The organism is Vibrio sp. zbq_1 (genome assembly GCF_043102935.1).
GTDB classification, from domain to species: Bacteria; Pseudomonadota; Gammaproteobacteria; order Enterobacterales; family Vibrionaceae; genus Vibrio; species Vibrio parahaemolyticus.
This window is the reverse complement of record NZ_JBICJH010000012.1, coordinates 1-16,341: the sequence shown is the minus strand read 5'-3', so window position 1 is coordinate 16,341 and position 16,341 is coordinate 1. Positions and strand designations below refer to the sequence as shown.

13 protein-coding genes and 1 pseudogene are annotated in these 16,341 nt (G+C 46.6%); 11 read left to right on the top strand and 3 right to left on the bottom strand.

The genetic code is table 11. The features are described from left to right. Positions 1–78: 78 nt before the first annotated feature. Positions 79–1,269: a 3-phenylpropionate MFS transporter gene (locus tag ACF8CV_RS07185; RefSeq protein WP_005458010.1), complete on the bottom strand. Its 1,191-nt coding sequence runs from the start codon at positions 1,267–1,269 to the stop codon at positions 79–81. A 229-nt stretch (positions 1,270–1,498) separates the two neighbouring features. Between ACF8CV_RS07185 and ACF8CV_RS07180 the strand changes: the two genes are divergently transcribed. The 9 genes from ACF8CV_RS07180 to fis all read left to right on the top strand — a co-directional run bounded on the left by ACF8CV_RS07180 (position 1,499) and on the right by fis (position 11,255). Beyond that, positions 1,499–3,325 carry a DUF294 nucleotidyltransferase-like domain-containing protein gene (locus tag ACF8CV_RS07180; RefSeq protein ID WP_140117610.1) on the top strand — a complete coding sequence of 609 codons (1,827 nt, stop codon included), beginning with the start codon at positions 1,499–1,501 and terminating at the stop codon, positions 3,323–3,325. A gap of 32 nt (positions 3,326–3,357) precedes the next feature. Beyond that, entirely contained in the window at positions 3,358–3,987 is a 630-nt protein-coding gene (locus ACF8CV_RS07175) for a 3'-5' exonuclease (RefSeq protein ID WP_021449808.1), read from the top strand. Positions 3,988–4,224: 237 nt separating this feature from the next. Further along, the gene (gene acs, locus ACF8CV_RS07170; protein WP_005458005.1) at positions 4,225–6,177 is read left to right on the top strand and encodes an acetate--CoA ligase; all 1,953 of its coding nucleotides are present in this window, start codon (positions 4,225–4,227) and stop codon (positions 6,175–6,177) included. A 304-nt stretch (positions 6,178–6,481) separates the two neighbouring features. Further along, complete coding sequence (aroQ, locus tag ACF8CV_RS07165) at positions 6,482–6,931, top strand: type II 3-dehydroquinate dehydratase (RefSeq protein WP_005478606.1); 450 nt, start codon at positions 6,482–6,484, stop codon at positions 6,929–6,931. Between the two features lie 61 nt (positions 6,932–6,992). Then, entirely contained in the window at positions 6,993–7,451 is a 459-nt protein-coding gene (gene accB, locus ACF8CV_RS07160; protein ID WP_005459553.1) for an acetyl-CoA carboxylase biotin carboxyl carrier protein, read from the top strand. 14 nt (positions 7,452–7,465) lie between these two features. After that, positions 7,466–8,809 (top strand): acetyl-CoA carboxylase biotin carboxylase subunit, encoded by a 1,344-nt coding sequence (accC, locus tag ACF8CV_RS07155; RefSeq protein ID WP_025627842.1) that lies wholly within the window; start codon positions 7,466–7,468, stop codon positions 8,807–8,809. 130 nt (positions 8,810–8,939) lie between these two features. Further along, the gene (prmA, locus tag ACF8CV_RS07150) at positions 8,940–9,827 is read left to right on the top strand and encodes a 50S ribosomal protein L11 methyltransferase (protein ID WP_021484712.1); all 888 of its coding nucleotides are present in this window, start codon (positions 8,940–8,942) and stop codon (positions 9,825–9,827) included. Between the two features lie 139 nt (positions 9,828–9,966). Further along, entirely contained in the window at positions 9,967–10,935 is a 969-nt protein-coding gene (dusB, locus tag ACF8CV_RS07145) for a tRNA dihydrouridine synthase DusB (RefSeq protein ID WP_047707150.1), read from the top strand. 23 nt (positions 10,936–10,958) lie between these two features. Continuing rightward, entirely contained in the window at positions 10,959–11,255 is a 297-nt protein-coding gene (gene fis, locus ACF8CV_RS07140; protein WP_000462885.1) for a DNA-binding transcriptional regulator Fis, read from the top strand. Positions 11,256–11,382: 127 nt separating this feature from the next. Here the strand turns inward: fis and ACF8CV_RS07135 are convergent, their stop codons facing one another. Both ACF8CV_RS07135 and ACF8CV_RS07130 read right to left on the bottom strand, forming a co-directional pair. After that, entirely contained in the window at positions 11,383–12,540 is a 1,158-nt protein-coding gene (locus ACF8CV_RS07135; protein ID WP_138938210.1) for an MFS transporter, read from the bottom strand. Beyond that, a complete protein-coding gene (locus tag ACF8CV_RS07130; protein ID WP_138938211.1) occupies positions 12,537–14,102 on the bottom strand; it encodes an ABC-F family ATP-binding cassette domain-containing protein in 1,566 nt (521 codons plus the stop codon). Before ACF8CV_RS07130 ends, ACF8CV_RS07135 begins: the two co-directional genes overlap by 4 nt. 489 nt (positions 14,103–14,591) lie before the next feature. Here ACF8CV_RS07130 and ACF8CV_RS07125 point away from each other — a divergent pair, with 489 nt between their 5' ends. Continuing rightward, on the top strand, positions 14,592–15,581 hold the full coding sequence (locus ACF8CV_RS07125) for a sensor domain-containing diguanylate cyclase (RefSeq protein ID WP_025590452.1): 990 nt from the start codon (positions 14,592–14,594) through the stop codon (positions 15,579–15,581). Positions 15,582–15,859: 278 nt separating this feature from the next. Then, positions 15,860–16,167 (top strand): annotated as a pseudogene (locus ACF8CV_RS07120) (transposase); the annotation flags it as partial. Positions 16,168–16,341: the final 174 nt, after the last annotated feature.

Genomic DNA, 16,341 nt, shown 5'->3' with positions numbered 1-16,341 from the left:
TCCTTGAGGGAGAGGTTTCATTTAACACTGCTTTCACAATGGAGACAAAGATTAGTTTTTAACCTTTGTCACAGAAGTCTAATTCTGTGTTTCAAGTGCCTTTTCAGACACATCCACCACGTTGTGGCTAGGCTCTTGAGGGTCCAATTTAATGAACAGCGCCAATAGGCCCATTGCCGCCATACCCCAGAACACCAACGCGCCCCAGTGCTCGTATCCCCAACCACTGAGCACCGTCATCAGCGCGATAAATGCGCCAAGCGGGATCGCGTTGTATAGCGCTTGCAGCGCCACCATTTTGTGCTCTTCAGAGTTTTGGATGTATTGAATGGCCGCAATGTGCGCCGTCGCGAATGTCACACCGTGCAGAAGTTGCACGATAACCAACGCAACGATAGACGTTGTTGCAGCGGTCATGCCCCAACGCATCATCACACCACAAGCTGCAACAATAAACAGCGTGCGCAGCGCCCAACCAGCAAACAGACGCTTACTCAATGCAAACACAGCCACTTCTGCCGCAACGCCCAGACTCCACAAGTAGCCGATCACGTCTTCTGAGTGACCCGCCGCTTTCCAGTGAATGGCACTAAAGCCGTAGTACGCCGCATGGCTACCTTGGATAAGCGATACCAAAACCAAGAACTTCACCACTGATTTATCGGTAAGCAGTGCAGATAATTTCGGACGTTCAGCATGCTGGTCACCGCGAGTGACAGGCATTGGATTGATGCTGCGCATCGCGAAAAGCAATGAAAAGAACACCCCCACCATCGCGGTGTACAGAATCATATCCGAGCCAAATTCTGCGACAAGGAAACCCACCACCGTTGAACCCGCAATGAAGGCTATAGACCCCCACAAACGCGTGCGCCCGTAATCCAACATTTTCAAGCGAGCGTAGTAGTTTGCCATCGCGTCTGATAGCGGAACTACCGGACCACAACACAAGTTAAACAACACCGTTGCCAATGCCATGAGCCAAAAACTGCCGCCCGTAAAAAAGTGGAAACCAACAAAAATGAGGGCTGCAAAGCTCAACCAACGCAACGTTGGCATTAGATGTTCAACTCGGTGTACACGAGGGGTAATGACGAGGTTAGCCACGCAGCGTGTCGCCAAACCTAAACCAACCAGTAAACCAATGTCCGTGGAAGAAACGCCCTGTTCTTTAAACCACAACGACCAAAATGGCAGGTAAACGCCATACGCAAAAAAGAATCCGAGAAAGTACTGGGAAATCCAGCCATACGGAGAAGGTTTCAACATTACTAATATCCTAAAACGGGAACACCATCGCTCGAACCGTGGATTATGGATCGCTATGCGTATTAGAAAAAGGGAAGAATAGGCAACTTACCGTTTCCTCGATGTCATTCTGACTTTTGATGCGCCAAATTCGCCCATCAATATCCAGCGGTTTAGACCAAAGTCGTCTGGCTTACGGCAAGAAATTTGTCAGACTTATACTGTGTTCCTCCCAATTTTAGGTGTCTCCATGCCTGACAAATTTAATATGCAATCTCCCCCGTTCGATCGTCTGACCGATGCTCAGCAAACTCGGCTGCGCTCGTCCTTAGATGTGGCGTACTATCGAACTCGAGATGTCATTTTATCTAGCGGGCAGACCAACCCTCACTTGCACATATTGATCAAAGGCGCAGTCGAAGAACGTTCCAAAGACCAATCCGAAGTGTTCGCTCACTACGCTAATGACGACATGTTTGATGTGCGTTCACTGTTTGAAGAATGCGTTCGACATCAATACATCGCGCTGGAAGACACCCTTTCGTACTTGCTGCCAAAAGACGTTTTTCTCGAGCTTTATAACGAGAATGGCCAGTTCGCAGCTTACTTCGACAACAACTTATCCAAACGACAAGAACTCATCGAAGCCGCGCAGCAACAGCAAAACTTGGCCGAATTTATTCTGACCAAAGTCGATAACAGCATTTATCATCCGCCGATGATCCTCGCGCCAGAAACGCCAATCAACGAGGTAACTCGAACTCTAAAAGATAACGGCATCGATGCTGCATTGGTTCAGCTCCATGACGACGACCCGCGATTGGAAAAATGGCCGTCAGCTCACTCGTACGCCATCGTGACTCGTACCAACATACTGCACTCGGTTATGTTGGATAATTGCGCCGTGGACACACCTGTAGGTGAGATCGCAACTTTCCCTGTCTACCATGTTGATAACGGGGATTTTCTGTTTAACGCCATGATCACCATGACACGTAATCGCATGAAGCGTTTGATGGTCTGCGAAGGCAATCGCGCGGTGGGCATGCTCGACATGACACAGATTCTCAGCGCGTTTTCGACCCACTCCCACGTGTTAACACTCAGCATTGCACGAGCAAGCAGCGTAGAAGAACTGGCGTTGGCCTCAAACCGTCAACGTCAACTGGTAGAAAGCTTGCTGAGAAACGGTATCCGTACTCGCTTCATCATGGAGCTCATCTCTGCGGTAAACGAACAAATTATCGAAAAAGCCTTTGAACTGGTGGTGCCACCCGCTTTGCACGACCACTGTTGTTTGATCGTGCTAGGCTCAGAAGGGCGTGGCGAGCAAATTCTTAAGACCGACCAAGACAACGCGCTCATTATTGAAGACGGGCTAGAATGGCCGCATTGCGAACAAGTGATGCAATCATTCACCCACACACTGCAGCAGCTTGGTTACCCACTCTGCCCCGGAAAAGTGATGGTCAACAACCCGAAATGGGTCAAAACGCAGCAAGAGTGGATCCACACCTTAGATCATTGGATTGCGAAGGCGGAGCCTGAACCTATCATGGACTTGGCGATTTTCAGTGACGCACATGCAGTAGCAGGAAATCGAGAGCTTCTCACCCCAATAGCAAATCACCTCAGAGACAGCATGAAAGATCGCATGCTGGTTTTGTCGGATTTCACGCGCCCTGCTTTGCAATTTTCCGTGCCCCTTACTCTGTTTGGCAACGTAAAAAGTGCCAAGGATGGCTTGGATATCAAACGTGGTGGCATCTTCCCTATTGTGCATGGTATTCGCACCTTGTCGTTGGAATATGCGATTGAAGAAAAAAACACCTTTGAACGCATCGAAGCACTAAGAAAAAAACGCATCTTAGAACCGGAGACCGCAGACAACTTAAACGAAGCGTTGAAGCTGTTCTTTAAGATTCGCCTTAATCAGCAATTGAGTAAACAAGAAACACTTAACAACATTGATATCAAACAGTTAGACCGAACCGAGCGTGACTTGCTGCGTCATAGCTTGCATGTGGTGAAGAAGTTTAAGCAGTTCTTGGGCTTCCACTATCAAATCCGCGATTAAGCGCTTACACAAGTCAAAATGAGGCGTAGAGGATGAACTGGTTACAACGCAAATATTGGCATTACAAACTGAAAGGCTCGCCTTATCAGTCGCTGTTTTGTGCGCCACACAAAACCGAGTTTGTGTCTCTAGATTGTGAGACCACCAGCCTTGATCCAAACCGTGCTGAGTTGGTAACCATAGCGGCAACCAAGATCATCGACAACCGCATCCTCACCAGTCAGCCTTTTGAAGTACGCTTACGTGCACCCCAATCGTTAGATTCTGGGTCAGTGAAGATTCATAAAATTCGCCACCAAGATCTGGCTGATGGTATCAGCGAGAAAGAAGCGTTGCTGAAACTGCTCACGTTCATCGGCAACCGTCCTTTAGTCGGATATCACATTCGCTATGACAAAAAAATTCTCGACCTTGCCTGCCAAAGGCAACTCGGCTTCCCACTGCCAAACCCATTGATTGAAGTCAGCCAGATTTATCACGACAAATTAGAACGGCATTTACCCAATGCCTACTTCGACTTAAGTCTGGATGCGATTTGCAAGCACCTTGAACTGCCCATTCAAGATAAACACGACGCGCTGCAAGATGCGATTTCTGCCGCCTTGGTTTTTGTGCGCCTCACCAAGGGCGATCTGCCAAATCTCACCGCGCCATACACATAAATCCTGTTGACCTAGCTCCCATAATTACTTTTATTTCAAGCATTTTCCGGCACACCACTCTGTCTCATCCTAAAGTCTAATTGTGGAAATACGCGCTGTGACTGACAGTTATAGGCACAACGTCGTTCTAGGACGACTGAGTATTTAAGAACCAAAAGACAGCCCTACAAAAATACATATTCAGAATCTTAAGTAGATTGGTGTAAGGCCGAGAATTAAGGCACAAGGAGAGAAGCCATGAGCGAAGCCCACGTTTATCCGGTAAAAGAAAATATTAAAACTCATACACACGCGGATAATGATACCTACCTAGCCATGTATCAGCAGTCGGTCACCGATCCAGAGGGCTTCTGGAACGAGCACGGCAAAATCGTTGATTGGATCAAACCTTTCACCAAAGTAAAAAGCACCTCATTCGACACCGGCCACGTTGACATTCGCTGGTTTGAAGATGGCACACTGAACGTATCTGCAAACTGTATCGACCGTCATCTCGCAGAACACGGCGACGACGTAGCGATCATCTGGGAAGGCGATGATCCAGCAGACGACAAAACGCTGACTTTCAACGAACTGCACAAAGAAGTGTGCAAGTTCTCTAACGCATTAAAAGACCAAGGCGTGCGCAAAGGCGACGTGGTGTGTTTATACATGCCAATGGTGCCAGAAGCAGCTATCGCTATGCTGGCGTGTACACGCATCGGCGCGGTACATACCGTGGTGTTTGGTGGTTTCTCACCAGAAGCACTGTCTGGTCGTATCATCGACTCTGACGCGAAAGTTGTGATCACTGCGGACGAAGGTGTGCGCGGTGGACGTGCCGTTCCACTGAAAAAGAACGTAGACGAAGCACTCACTAACCCAGAAGTAAAAACTATCAGCAAAGTTGTGGTACTAAAACGCACAGGCGGCAATGTAGATTGGCATGAGCATCGTGATGTTTGGTGGCACGAAGCAACCGCAAAAGTATCTGATGTTTGTCCACCAGAAGAGATGAAAGCGGAAGACCCACTGTTCATCCTCTACACATCTGGCTCGACAGGCAAACCAAAAGGCGTACTTCACACCACAGGTGGCTACCTTGTTTATGCGGCCATGACGTTTAAATACGTCTTCGATTACCAACCAGGTGAAACCTTCTGGTGTACCGCAGACGTAGGCTGGATTACAGGCCACACGTACCTTATCTACGGACCACTTGCGAACGGCGCGAAAACCATCCTGTTCGAAGGTGTACCAAACTACCCGAACACAAGCCGTATGAGCGAAGTGGTCGATAAGCATCAAGTGAACATTCTGTACACCGCACCAACGGCTATTCGTGCGTTGATGGCAAAAGGCAACGAAGCGGTTGCTGGCACGTCTCGCTCAAGCCTTCGCATCATGGGCTCAGTGGGCGAACCAATCAACCCAGAGGCATGGGAGTGGTACTACAAAACGATCGGAAACGAAAATTCACCTATCGTCGACACTTGGTGGCAAACGGAAACCGGCGGCATCTTGATCGCTCCACTTCCGGGAGCGACAGATCTCAAACCAGGTTCAGCAACTCGCCCATTCTTCGGCGTACAACCTGCACTGGTTGATAACATGGGTAATATCCTTGAAGACACCGTGGCTGAAGGTAACTTGGTAATTCTTGATTCTTGGCCAGGTCAGATGCGTACGGTTTACGGCGACCATGAACGCTTCGAACAAACCTACTTCTCAACCTTTAAGGGCATGTACTTCACCAGTGACGGAGCGCGTCGTGACGAAGACGGCTATTACTGGATCACTGGCCGCGTCGATGACGTACTGAACGTGTCTGGACACCGTATGGGCACCGCTGAAATTGAATCTGCGCTAGTCGCGCATCACAAAATTGCCGAAGCCGCGATTGTTGGTATTCCACACGACATCAAAGGCCAAGCGATCTACGCCTACATCACGCTCAACGATGGCGAATTCCCATCCGCAGAGCTGCACAAAGAAGTGAAAGATTGGGTGCGTAAAGAGATTGGTCCAATTGCAACGCCTGACGTACTGCACTGGACAGACTCTCTACCAAAGACTCGTTCAGGTAAGATCATGCGTCGTATTCTGCGTAAGATTGCGACAGGTGATACCAGCAACCTAGGCGATACTTCAACGCTTGCCGATCCAAGTGTAGTAGACAAACTCATCGCCGAAAAAGCAGAACTGGTATAAGCTCGCCAGCCTGTTTTAAACAGTGAACGAAAACCGCCATCTTTGCATGGCGGTTTTTTGCTTTTGGGCGCAAATTAACCACAACATAGATATGGTGATTATGTTGTTTTTGTTAACTTGGTTACAGAAACGAGGCGGGCAATTGGGAGATTAGACCAGTAAATTGCTGCTAATTGCTATGAATTAGCTATAATCTTGGTCGATTTTTTAAAATTTGCTCGGTTTTAACAAAAAAATCGTGCTGAATTATCGTATATTTGGGAATATAAACGTTCCACTCACGATAAGGGAAGATAGCAACATAATGTCTGCAAAGTCACGGATTCTTGTTCTAAACGGACCAAATCTTAACCTATTAGGTCTGCGTGAACCGACACACTATGGTAACAACACCCTAGCACAAATTGTGGACGCTTTGACTGAACAAGCGCACAACGCAGGGGTGGAATTGGAACACCTACAATCAAATCGTGAGTACGAACTGATTGAAGCCATTCATGCCGCTTACGGTAAGATTGATTTCATCATCATCAATCCAGCTGCTTTCACTCACACCAGTGTAGCACTGCGAGATGCATTACTTGGCGTGGCCATCCCATTTATCGAGGTGCACCTATCGAACGTGCATGCACGTGAGCCGTTTCGTCATCACTCTTACCTGTCTGATAAGGCAGAAGGCGTGATCTGCGGTTTAGGCGCACAAGGTTATGAATTCGCTCTGTCTGCCGCGATTAACAAGCTACAGGCAAAGTAACCCTAACACTCTGCAACCCCACAGGGGTTGTCTTAATCACAAGATAAAAGAGAAAGAAAAGATGGATATTCGTAAAATCAAGAAGCTAATCGAGTTAGTTGAAGAGTCTGGCATTGCTGAGCTAGAGATTTCTGAAGGTGAAGAGTCAGTACGCATCAGTCGTCACGGCACAGCAGCTCCAGCACCAGTTCACTACGCAGCGGCTCCAGTAGCAGCACCTGCTCCAGTAGCAGCACCTGTAGCAGACGCGCCAGCAGCTGAAGCTCCAGCAGCAGCGGTACCTGCAGGTCACCAAGTTCTTTCTCCAATGGTTGGTACTTTCTACCGCTCTCCAAGTCCTGATGCGAAATCATTCGTAGAAGTGGGCCAAAAAGTTAACGCTGGCGACACGCTATGTATCGTTGAAGCAATGAAGATGATGAACCAAATCGAAGCGGACAAATCTGGCGTTGTTACTGCAATCCTAGTTGAAGACGGCCAACCAGTTGAATTCGACCAACCTCTAGTTGTAATCGAATAAGCGAGGCTTGCCTTATGCTAGACAAAGTAGTCATCGCGAACCGAGGTGAAATTGCACTTCGTATTCTTCGCGCTTGTAAAGAATTAGGTATTAAGACCGTTGCTGTTCACTCAACAGCTGACCGCGATCTTAAGCACGTACTACTTGCAGATGAAACCGTGTGTATCGGCCCTGCTCGTGGTATCGACAGCTACCTAAACATCCCACGCATCATTTCTGCAGCAGAAGTAACTGGCGCGGTAGCTATCCACCCAGGTTACGGCTTCTTGTCAGAAAACGCTGACTTCGCAGAGCAAGTTGAGCGCAGTGGTTTCATCTTCGTTGGTCCAAAAGCGGACACTATCCGCATGATGGGCGACAAAGTATCAGCGATCACCGCAATGAAAAAAGCGGGCGTTCCATGTGTACCTGGCTCAGACGGTCCACTAGATAACGACGAAGACAAGAACAAAGCTCACGCTAAGCGTATCGGCTACCCTGTCATCATTAAAGCATCTGGCGGCGGCGGCGGTCGTGGTATGCGCGTTGTCCGTGCTGAAAAAGACCTGGTCCAGGCGATTGCTATGACACGCGCAGAAGCAAAAGCAGCATTCAACAACGACATGGTTTACATGGAGAAATTCCTGGAAAACCCACGTCACGTTGAAGTTCAGGTTATTGCTGACGGCCAAGGTGGTGCAATTCACCTAGGCGAGCGTGACTGTTCTATGCAGCGTCGTCACCAGAAAGTTGTGGAAGAAGCACCAGCTCCGGGCATTACTGAAGAGATGCGTAAGTACATCGGTGAACGTTGTACTCGTGCATGTCTTGAAATTGGTTACCGCGGCGCAGGTACATTCGAATTCCTATACGAGAACGGTGAGTTCTACTTCATCGAAATGAACACTCGTATTCAGGTAGAACACCCAGTAACAGAAATGGTTACCGGTATCGACCTAATCAAAGAACAGCTTCGCGTAGCAGCAGGTCAACCACTGTCATTCACTCAAGATGACATCAAGATCCGCGGCCATGCGATTGAGTGTCGTATCAACGCAGAAGACCCAGAGCGCTTCCTACCGTCTCCAGGTAAGATTCAACGCTTCCACGCGCCAGGCGGCATGGGTGTTCGTTGGGAATCGCACATCTACTCTGGTTACACAGTGCCACCTCACTACGATTCAATGATCGGTAAGCTGATCACTTACGGTGAAAACCGTGACGTAGCGATTGCACGTATGAAAAATGCACTGGGTGAGATGATCATCGAAGGCATTAAAACTAACGTGCCACTGCAAGTGTCAATCATGAATGATGAAAACTTCCAACACGGCGGTGCGAACATTCACTACCTAGAGAAGAAACTAGGCCTACAATAAGCCTCAGCGAACCTCTAAATAAATGCCCACATCTGTGGGCATTTTTGTTTTGTATAAAGTCTATACTCAAACAAATCGCAGAGTTCTGGTAAACTCTGCGCCACTTCATTCACTTTAAGAGCAAAAACAAATGCCTTGGATTCAAATCAAACTCAACGCGACCAATGAAAACGCCGAGCAAATCGGCGACATGCTAATGGAAGAGACTGGTGCGCTGTCTGTAACTTTCTTAGACGCGCAGGATACACCTGTATTCGAACCTCTACCTGGCGAGACTCGCTTATGGGGCGATACTGACATTCTGGCACTGTACGATGCAGAAGCCGATACCAACTTCATCATCGACCAAATCAAAGCAAGCAATATGCTAGCAGAAAATTTTGCTTACAAAGTTGAACAGCTTGAAGACAAAGACTGGGAACGCGAGTGGATGGAAAACTTCCACCCAATGAAATTTGGTGAGCGCCTATGGATTTGCCCAAGCTGGCGTGAAGTGCCAGAACCAGACGCTGTCAACGTAATGCTGGATCCAGGTCTTGCATTCGGTACTGGTACTCACCCAACAACCGCACTTTGTCTTGAGTGGCTAGAAAGCATGGACTTAAGCGGTAAAACCGTTATCGACTTCGGTTGTGGCTCAGGCATTCTTGCGATCGCAGCGATCAAACTGGGTGCAGAAAAAGTTATCGGGATCGACATTGATCCTCAAGCGCTACTTGCTTCAAAAGACAACGCAGAGCGTAACGGCGTTGCCGAAAAACTAGAAGTATACCTTCCTCAAAACCAACCAGAAGGTCTGATTGCAGACGTGGTTGTTGCTAACATTCTTGCTGGCCCACTACGTGAACTTGCACCAATCATTAAAGGCCTAGTTAAGCCAAATGGCGCCCTAGCAATGTCTGGTGTTTTGGACACGCAAGCGGAAGATGTTGCAAGCTATTACCGTGATGAGCTTCACATTGACCCTATCGTTGAGCAAAGCGAATGGTGTCGCATCTCTGGTCGTAAGCAAGGCTAGACAAGGTTTTCAGGGCTAATTGTTTGAAATTCATACAATTTACAAAAACAATTTGTAAATGCTCAAATATTAGTCTTTTCACGCAGTGAAAAAATGCGTAAAATGCGCGCCCTTGCTGGCACAGAACTGTGATGACGTTTTGAAAATCGGAAACTACCAACTTAAGAACAATCTAATCGTAGCCCCTATGGCTGGTGTAACGGATAGACCGTTCCGCGAGTTGTGTCTTCGTTATGGTGCGGGCATGGCCGTCAGTGAAATGATGTCCGCCAACCCAAAACTATGGAAAACGTCGAAGTCGAAACAGCGCATGGTACATGAAGGCGAATCGGGCATTCGCTCTGTACAAATTGCCGGTTCCGATCCACAGCTTATGGCAGATGCAGCTCAATTCAGTGTTGAAAACGGTGCGCAAATCATCGACATCAACATGGGCTGCCCGGCAAAAAAAGTGAATAAGAAGCTGGCGGGCTCTGCACTGCTTCAATACCCAACCATTATCGAAGAGATTTTGAAAGCGGTAGTGAATGCGGTAGACGTTCCTGTAACGTTAAAGACCCGAACAGGCTGGGATACAGAAAACAAAAACTGTGTCCAAATCGCTAAATTAGCCGAAGACTGCGGCATACAAGCTCTTGCCCTGCATGGCAGAACAAAAGCGTGTATGTACAAAGGTGAGGCCGAATACGACAGCATTAAAGCGGTAAAAGAGGCGATTTCAATTCCGGTTATCGCGAACGGTGATATCGATAGCCCGGAGAAAGCCAAATTTGTACTGGAGTACACCGGTGCGGACGCTTTAATGATTGGACGCCCTGCCCAGGGTCGTCCTTGGATTTTCCAGGAAATCCATCACTATTTGGAAAACGGCACCACTATGGATGAGCTTCCCACTCAGGAAGTGAAAACCATTATGCTTGGTCATGTGAATGCTCTTCATGAATTTTATGGTGAGTATTTAGGTCCACGTATCGCGCGTAAGCACGTAGGTTGGTATCTGAAAGAACATGAACAAGCGAGTGAGTTTCGCCGTACCTTCAACGCTATCGACGCAGCTCCGCTGCAAATTGAAGCGCTAGAAGGTTATTTTGATAACGTTGCATCATAATTAAGAGAAGAGCTAGACCGAATATGTTCGAACAAAATCTGACTTCAGAAGCATTAACAGTAACTACAGTAACGTCACAAGACCAGATTACTCAAAAGCCTTTACGTGACTCTGTTAAAGCGTCTCTTAAAAACTACCTTGCTCAACTAAATGGCCAGGAAGTAACAGAACTATACGAATTAGTTCTAGCTGAAGTTGAACAGCCACTATTAGATACTATCATGCAGTACACTCGCGGTAACCAAACTCGCGCAGCAACTATGATGGGTATCAACCGCGGTACTCTTCGCAAGAAACTTAAGAAATACGGCATGAACTAAGACCGGATTTCAAAAGTATTTGGAACAAGCCGTTACCTTCGGGTAGCGGCTTTTCTTTATCTACTGATCTAAAAATATTAGTAAAGAAACACGCGTGACACTTTCGCATCACGCGATTCACACTCTTTTATGAGTAGCGCTGGAGTTGCTCCGTTTCCTGAATGGGCTTCAATGCTGCGATAGCGAAGCCAAAGAGTAATACGGCCAATACAGCGACCCATTCACTCCCTACATCATAGGCAAATCCAGCAAGCGCAGACCAAATTGCGACGCCAAAGTGCATCATGCTCATCGCAGATGACATTAGAACTCCTCGATATTCATCCGATAAGCTCGCTATATAAGCCTGTAGAGCCGGAGAGCCTATACCGCCTGCCAACGACCAAATTGCCAATATGGGAAGATAGGCCACGAATTGGCTCGCACCACACGCAAATACCCAGATGCTACATGGCATGCACACCACAAGCGCAATACGCATTACAGCTCGGCCACTTCCAAGGCGATGAGAAGCTCGAGTCGTGAGTAGATTTCCAAGAACACTCACGATTCCTAAAGCTGCGTACATCATGCCAATCCAACTTATCGACAGTCCCGCGACATCTCGCATATTGAGCCCAATGAGATTGAACACACCAATACCACCACCTAAGCCAAAACACATAGCCGCAATCGCACCCAACGCTCCAGGAAGGCGAAATGCCTCTATAACGGGAGGTAATGTCATTAACCGCTCGTTCTGATCGTGAGGCTCTCTCATGCATCCCCAAACTAAGGCCCCAACAGCAAGTGCCGCCATCCCTAAAATGATAAAAGCTGCTCTCCATGATAAGAGCTGTGTGATCAGTGCGCCGATAGCAGGGCTGGTTATCATGCCTAATGTCAATCCAGCTTGCACCATCACAATATGCCGCATCGAGCGCCCACCTTTTGCATCACCAGCCAACGCAAATGCGATTGGCAGCATTCCTGCGCTAGCAATGCCCGTAACAACACGAGTGACTAGAGCCAATTCAAAGTGGCTAACCAAGCCAGTCAGAATCGAGGAGATGCCAAAAACGAAACAAGCAGGCAGCATAAGGCGAAGACGCCCTACTCGATCCGACCAGCGCCCTAAATAAGGCGCACAAAACGCAATCGCTAGACTATACGCCGTAATAAAGAGTGTCACCTGGCTCGGTGGAACACCAAGATCACCTCCGATAGGTTCTAAAATTGAGCCAAGCAGCAATTCGTCAGCACCTACCAGAAATGCAATAAGGAACAACGCTATCGACTGAATCATGCTTCAACCTCCGCTTGCAACGAAAGCTCCGCTAAGGTCGCGATATCGACGATTCTGTCTGGCCAATCTTGGATAAATGCCTTCTCGTGTGAAACCAAGATGACACTGCCCGCAAAACGTTGTAGCGCCTGCTTCAACGCATCTTTACTGCTGGTATCAAGATGCGTAGTTGGCTCATCGAGAATGAGTACATTGCAGCCTCGTGTTGCTAAACAACAAAGCTTAACGCGAGTTTGCTCTCCACCACTCAACGCCTCTAAGCGACGTAGTGCTTTATCACCCTTTATCCCGAAGCGTGCTAACAGCTTACGAGCCGATTTACTATTGATTGAAGAATCGACCGCACACACCTCTTGCTCCGGTGTATGATCCGGATGACGCCAAGATAGGTCTTGAGCGAAGTAACCGATCTTAAGACCTTGTGCAAACGTCATTTCACCAGAGAGTGGAAGCACCTCCCCCATTAGCGTTTTAAGCAATGTCGACTTCCCTACGCCATTGAAGCCCTCAATCACTAACTTTTCTCCTCGTGCGACAGTGATATCAATCGGTGACAGTAAAGGCGTTTGATAGCCAATGCTCAACGCTTCGGCGCTAATAACACTTTGATGTCCAATAGGCGCATAAGAAAAATCAAATTCAGTCACGGTATCTGTTTTATGCAACTGAACCCTTTCAATTTTATCCAATTGCTTCTTACGTCCCTTCGCAATGCTCGCATTCACACCTGCGCTATTTTTCGCAATAAACTGTTCCAGTTTCTTAATCTCTGCTTGCTGTGCGCGGTACTCTTTTTCCAACAGCGAATTGTTGTGTCGCTTTTGCGCCATTGCTTTGTGGTATGAGCCGGTGTATTTCTGGATTTTTTGATAGTCGATATCACAGATGCAGGTAGTAACCGCATTCAGGAAACTCACATCATGAGACACCAACAGTACGGTTCCTACATAAGCATTGAGATAACTCTTCAACCACTCAATATGAGTTGCATCAAGATAGTTAGTCGGCTCATCTAACAATAAGGCGTCTGGTTCACGCAACAATAAGCGCGCTAATAAGACCTTATGGCGTTGCCCACCACTTAACGCACTCATTAGAGTATCCAGTCCCAACTGCTGTATACCAAGCCCTGCGGATACACTTTCAATTTGGGCATGTAAGGCGTAAAAGCCTTGGGCTTCCAATTCCGTTTGTAACTTAGCAACTCGGCGAAGCAAAGAAGGCGATGCAGATTCAGCCATCTCTTGATACAAAGAAAATAATTCACGTTCAGCTTCAAACAACTCATTAAATGCCGATTGTAAACATTCTCTAATCGTCTGAGTTTTATCAACCACAAGATGTTGATCAAGATAGCCAATCTCTAAGTTTGGCTGCCAATGAATATCTCCCTCATCGGCAGAAATTTCACCAACAAGCAACTTTAACAACGTACTTTTTCCTACTCCGTTTGCACCGGTGATTCCTACATGCTCTCCAGCATGAATAGTGAAGTGGGAATGGCTATATAGGTGATGATCAACAACCTGATAGGACATATTTTTAACGTGTAACACACTCATGTTTTTTACCAAATAAAAAGGGCCGGTACTTACATACCGGCCCCTATTTCAACTATGGGTAACTTCATATCTGATTTCAAACTTCAGATACAAAAAAGCCGGTGATGAAATATCACCGGCGGTCTCTTGTCTTTACTCAGATGTAATACAACCTACGCATTTTCCAGCTTAGCTGTGCACGTATTTCCACATCTGATGAAGATAATTTATGACTCCGAGCAACACTTCATCGCGTTTTATGCACGGAGTTCAGCCTTCTTACGAAGTTTTTAAACAAGAGATATAACATGAATTTTTGTCTCAAAAATATACAGGCAAGAGCCTACACCCGGACGAAACAAAGTGCTATAAAAATTTCACTCAAACAGCTCAAAAGCTAACACACACAGATTAGCTGAATCGATAAACCATTATGTGATCCATATTGATTGTGTCATCAATACAAACCTATATAATCGGCTACTTGCCGAGAAGAAGGAAAGTAACCACATGATTTATAAAGAAAGGGAAACATGGTTAGAAGCCATTTTAAACACCCTACCGGATCATGTGTTTATCCTAGACGAAAGCGGGCGCTATATTGAAAGCTTTGGTGGAACCCACCACTCCAAAACGTTCAACGCAGAACGCTACACTGGCTTACAGCTTAGCGATGTCCTTTCCCCGACCAAAGCAGACGAACTCATGGGGTTCATTTTTGACGTTATGCAAGATAACGAAACGAAAGTCGTGAAATACAACCTTTCTCTGCATGATCACCTACTCCTGCCTATAGAAGAGCTAGAAGCGTTGGAAAATCCAGAAGAAATGTGGTTTGAGGCAATTATAAAACCAGTTAACGCTCCTGAAAATGCAAACAAACTGGTGATCTGGTCTGTACGTGATATCACCAAGACTCATTTACTAGAGCAACGCCTTAAACAATTATCAGAAACTGATGCACTTACTGGTCTTCTCAACCGTCGGGCGTTTGTCTCCAATTTAGATAATGCGATCATTCAACATACAAAACGTTCTAAAACACTTTCATGCTTGATGATCGATATTGATCACTTCAAAGATATTAATGATAAAGTTGGCCATTTTTCTGGTGATCATGTTATCACTCGCATTGCTCACGTTTGCCAAGGAGTCATTCGTGGCAGCGACTTTATAGGTCGATTGGGAGGAGAAGAGTTCGCAGTAATCTTAACAGATACGAATGCGATTCAAGCGTATGAAGTAGCTGAACGCATCCGCCAAGCTATACAAGCAACGATCTGTCATGTCGATGACGTTGAAATTACGACCACTGTTAGTATCGGTGTAGCAGAGTTGAATTCACAACAATCCAACTCAAAAGAGCTTCTAATCGAGGCCGATAAAGCGATGTACTATTCAAAGCACTCAGGACGCAATCAAGTCACCCTAGCTTACGAAAACCTGCCAGATCTTAAGCTTTATCAAGCCGGTCACTTAAAAATACAAAGAGTTTCTTAAATATAAGTTCCCCCTTTCTGACCACAATAGCCTCTTTACTAAGAAATCTCCGTCCTACGCAGTCCCCACAATAACATCGCTAAAAACTCGCTTATCTAAAAACCTTATAACTATTAGTAAAAAGTGCTCTATATGTGTTCGCTATTTATCGACCTAAACCACTATCATTAAATCCTTAATGTCGACTTAAAAAGCTCACAAGTCAGCAAAAATCCATTCAGATTAAAATGAGACTGTTAGCCCTTGCTCATTTCAAAGATGGGTACTCACACACAAATCGCCCAAGAGCCGTGAAGCAACAACAATTTGAGTATGCTTATCTGTTCGGTTCAATCTGTCCCAGAAAAGGAATCTGTGAGGCTATCGTTGTCTCTTGGGTTAATAAATACATCATGATAGAGCACTTAAAACAAATATTGGCAGTCACGGAGGAGGGATGCCGCGCCGTCGTTGTTATGGATGGTGGAGGATGACATACAGAAGAAATTGCCAGTGACTTTGAAATGTCAGTGTCATCAAACTTCCACCTTATTCCCCAGAGCTAAACCTTATCGAACAAGTATGGCGTTGGTTGAGGCAACCAATCTTTTACGTATTACGACGACATCATCTCCAAAGTCTGCGATGCATAGAATCGGTTTTGGATTGATCCAAAATAGTCACCCAATGTGCTCGAGAAGGTGGATAGACCTGACCAGTTAATTTTCCAGATTGGTATAAATGGCGAAGTCGTGGAACTGCAGATCATCGAGAATGGTCT

Coding starts and splice junctions, on each gene's coding strand:
- ACF8CV_RS07185 (WP_005458010.1), bottom strand. CDS start 1,269: ATGTTGAAACCTTCTCCGTATGGCTGGATTTCCCAGTACTTTCTCGGA.
- ACF8CV_RS07180 (WP_140117610.1), top strand. CDS start 1,499: ATGCCTGACAAATTTAATATGCAATCTCCCCCGTTCGATCGTCTGACC.
- ACF8CV_RS07175 (WP_021449808.1), top strand. CDS start 3,358: ATGAACTGGTTACAACGCAAATATTGGCATTACAAACTGAAAGGCTCG.
- acs (WP_005458005.1), top strand. CDS start 4,225: ATGAGCGAAGCCCACGTTTATCCGGTAAAAGAAAATATTAAAACTCAT.
- aroQ (WP_005478606.1), top strand. CDS start 6,482: ATGTCTGCAAAGTCACGGATTCTTGTTCTAAACGGACCAAATCTTAAC.
- accB (WP_005459553.1), top strand. CDS start 6,993: ATGGATATTCGTAAAATCAAGAAGCTAATCGAGTTAGTTGAAGAGTCT.
- accC (WP_025627842.1), top strand. CDS start 7,466: ATGCTAGACAAAGTAGTCATCGCGAACCGAGGTGAAATTGCACTTCGT.
- prmA (WP_021484712.1), top strand. CDS start 8,940: ATGCCTTGGATTCAAATCAAACTCAACGCGACCAATGAAAACGCCGAG.
- fis (WP_000462885.1), top strand. CDS start 10,959: ATGTTCGAACAAAATCTGACTTCAGAAGCATTAACAGTAACTACAGTA.
- ACF8CV_RS07135 (WP_138938210.1), bottom strand. CDS start 12,540: ATGATTCAGTCGATAGCGTTGTTCCTTATTGCATTTCTGGTAGGTGCT.
- ACF8CV_RS07130 (WP_138938211.1), bottom strand. CDS start 14,102: ATGAGTGTGTTACACGTTAAAAATATGTCCTATCAGGTTGTTGATCAT.
- ACF8CV_RS07125 (WP_025590452.1), top strand. CDS start 14,592: ATGATTTATAAAGAAAGGGAAACATGGTTAGAAGCCATTTTAAACACC.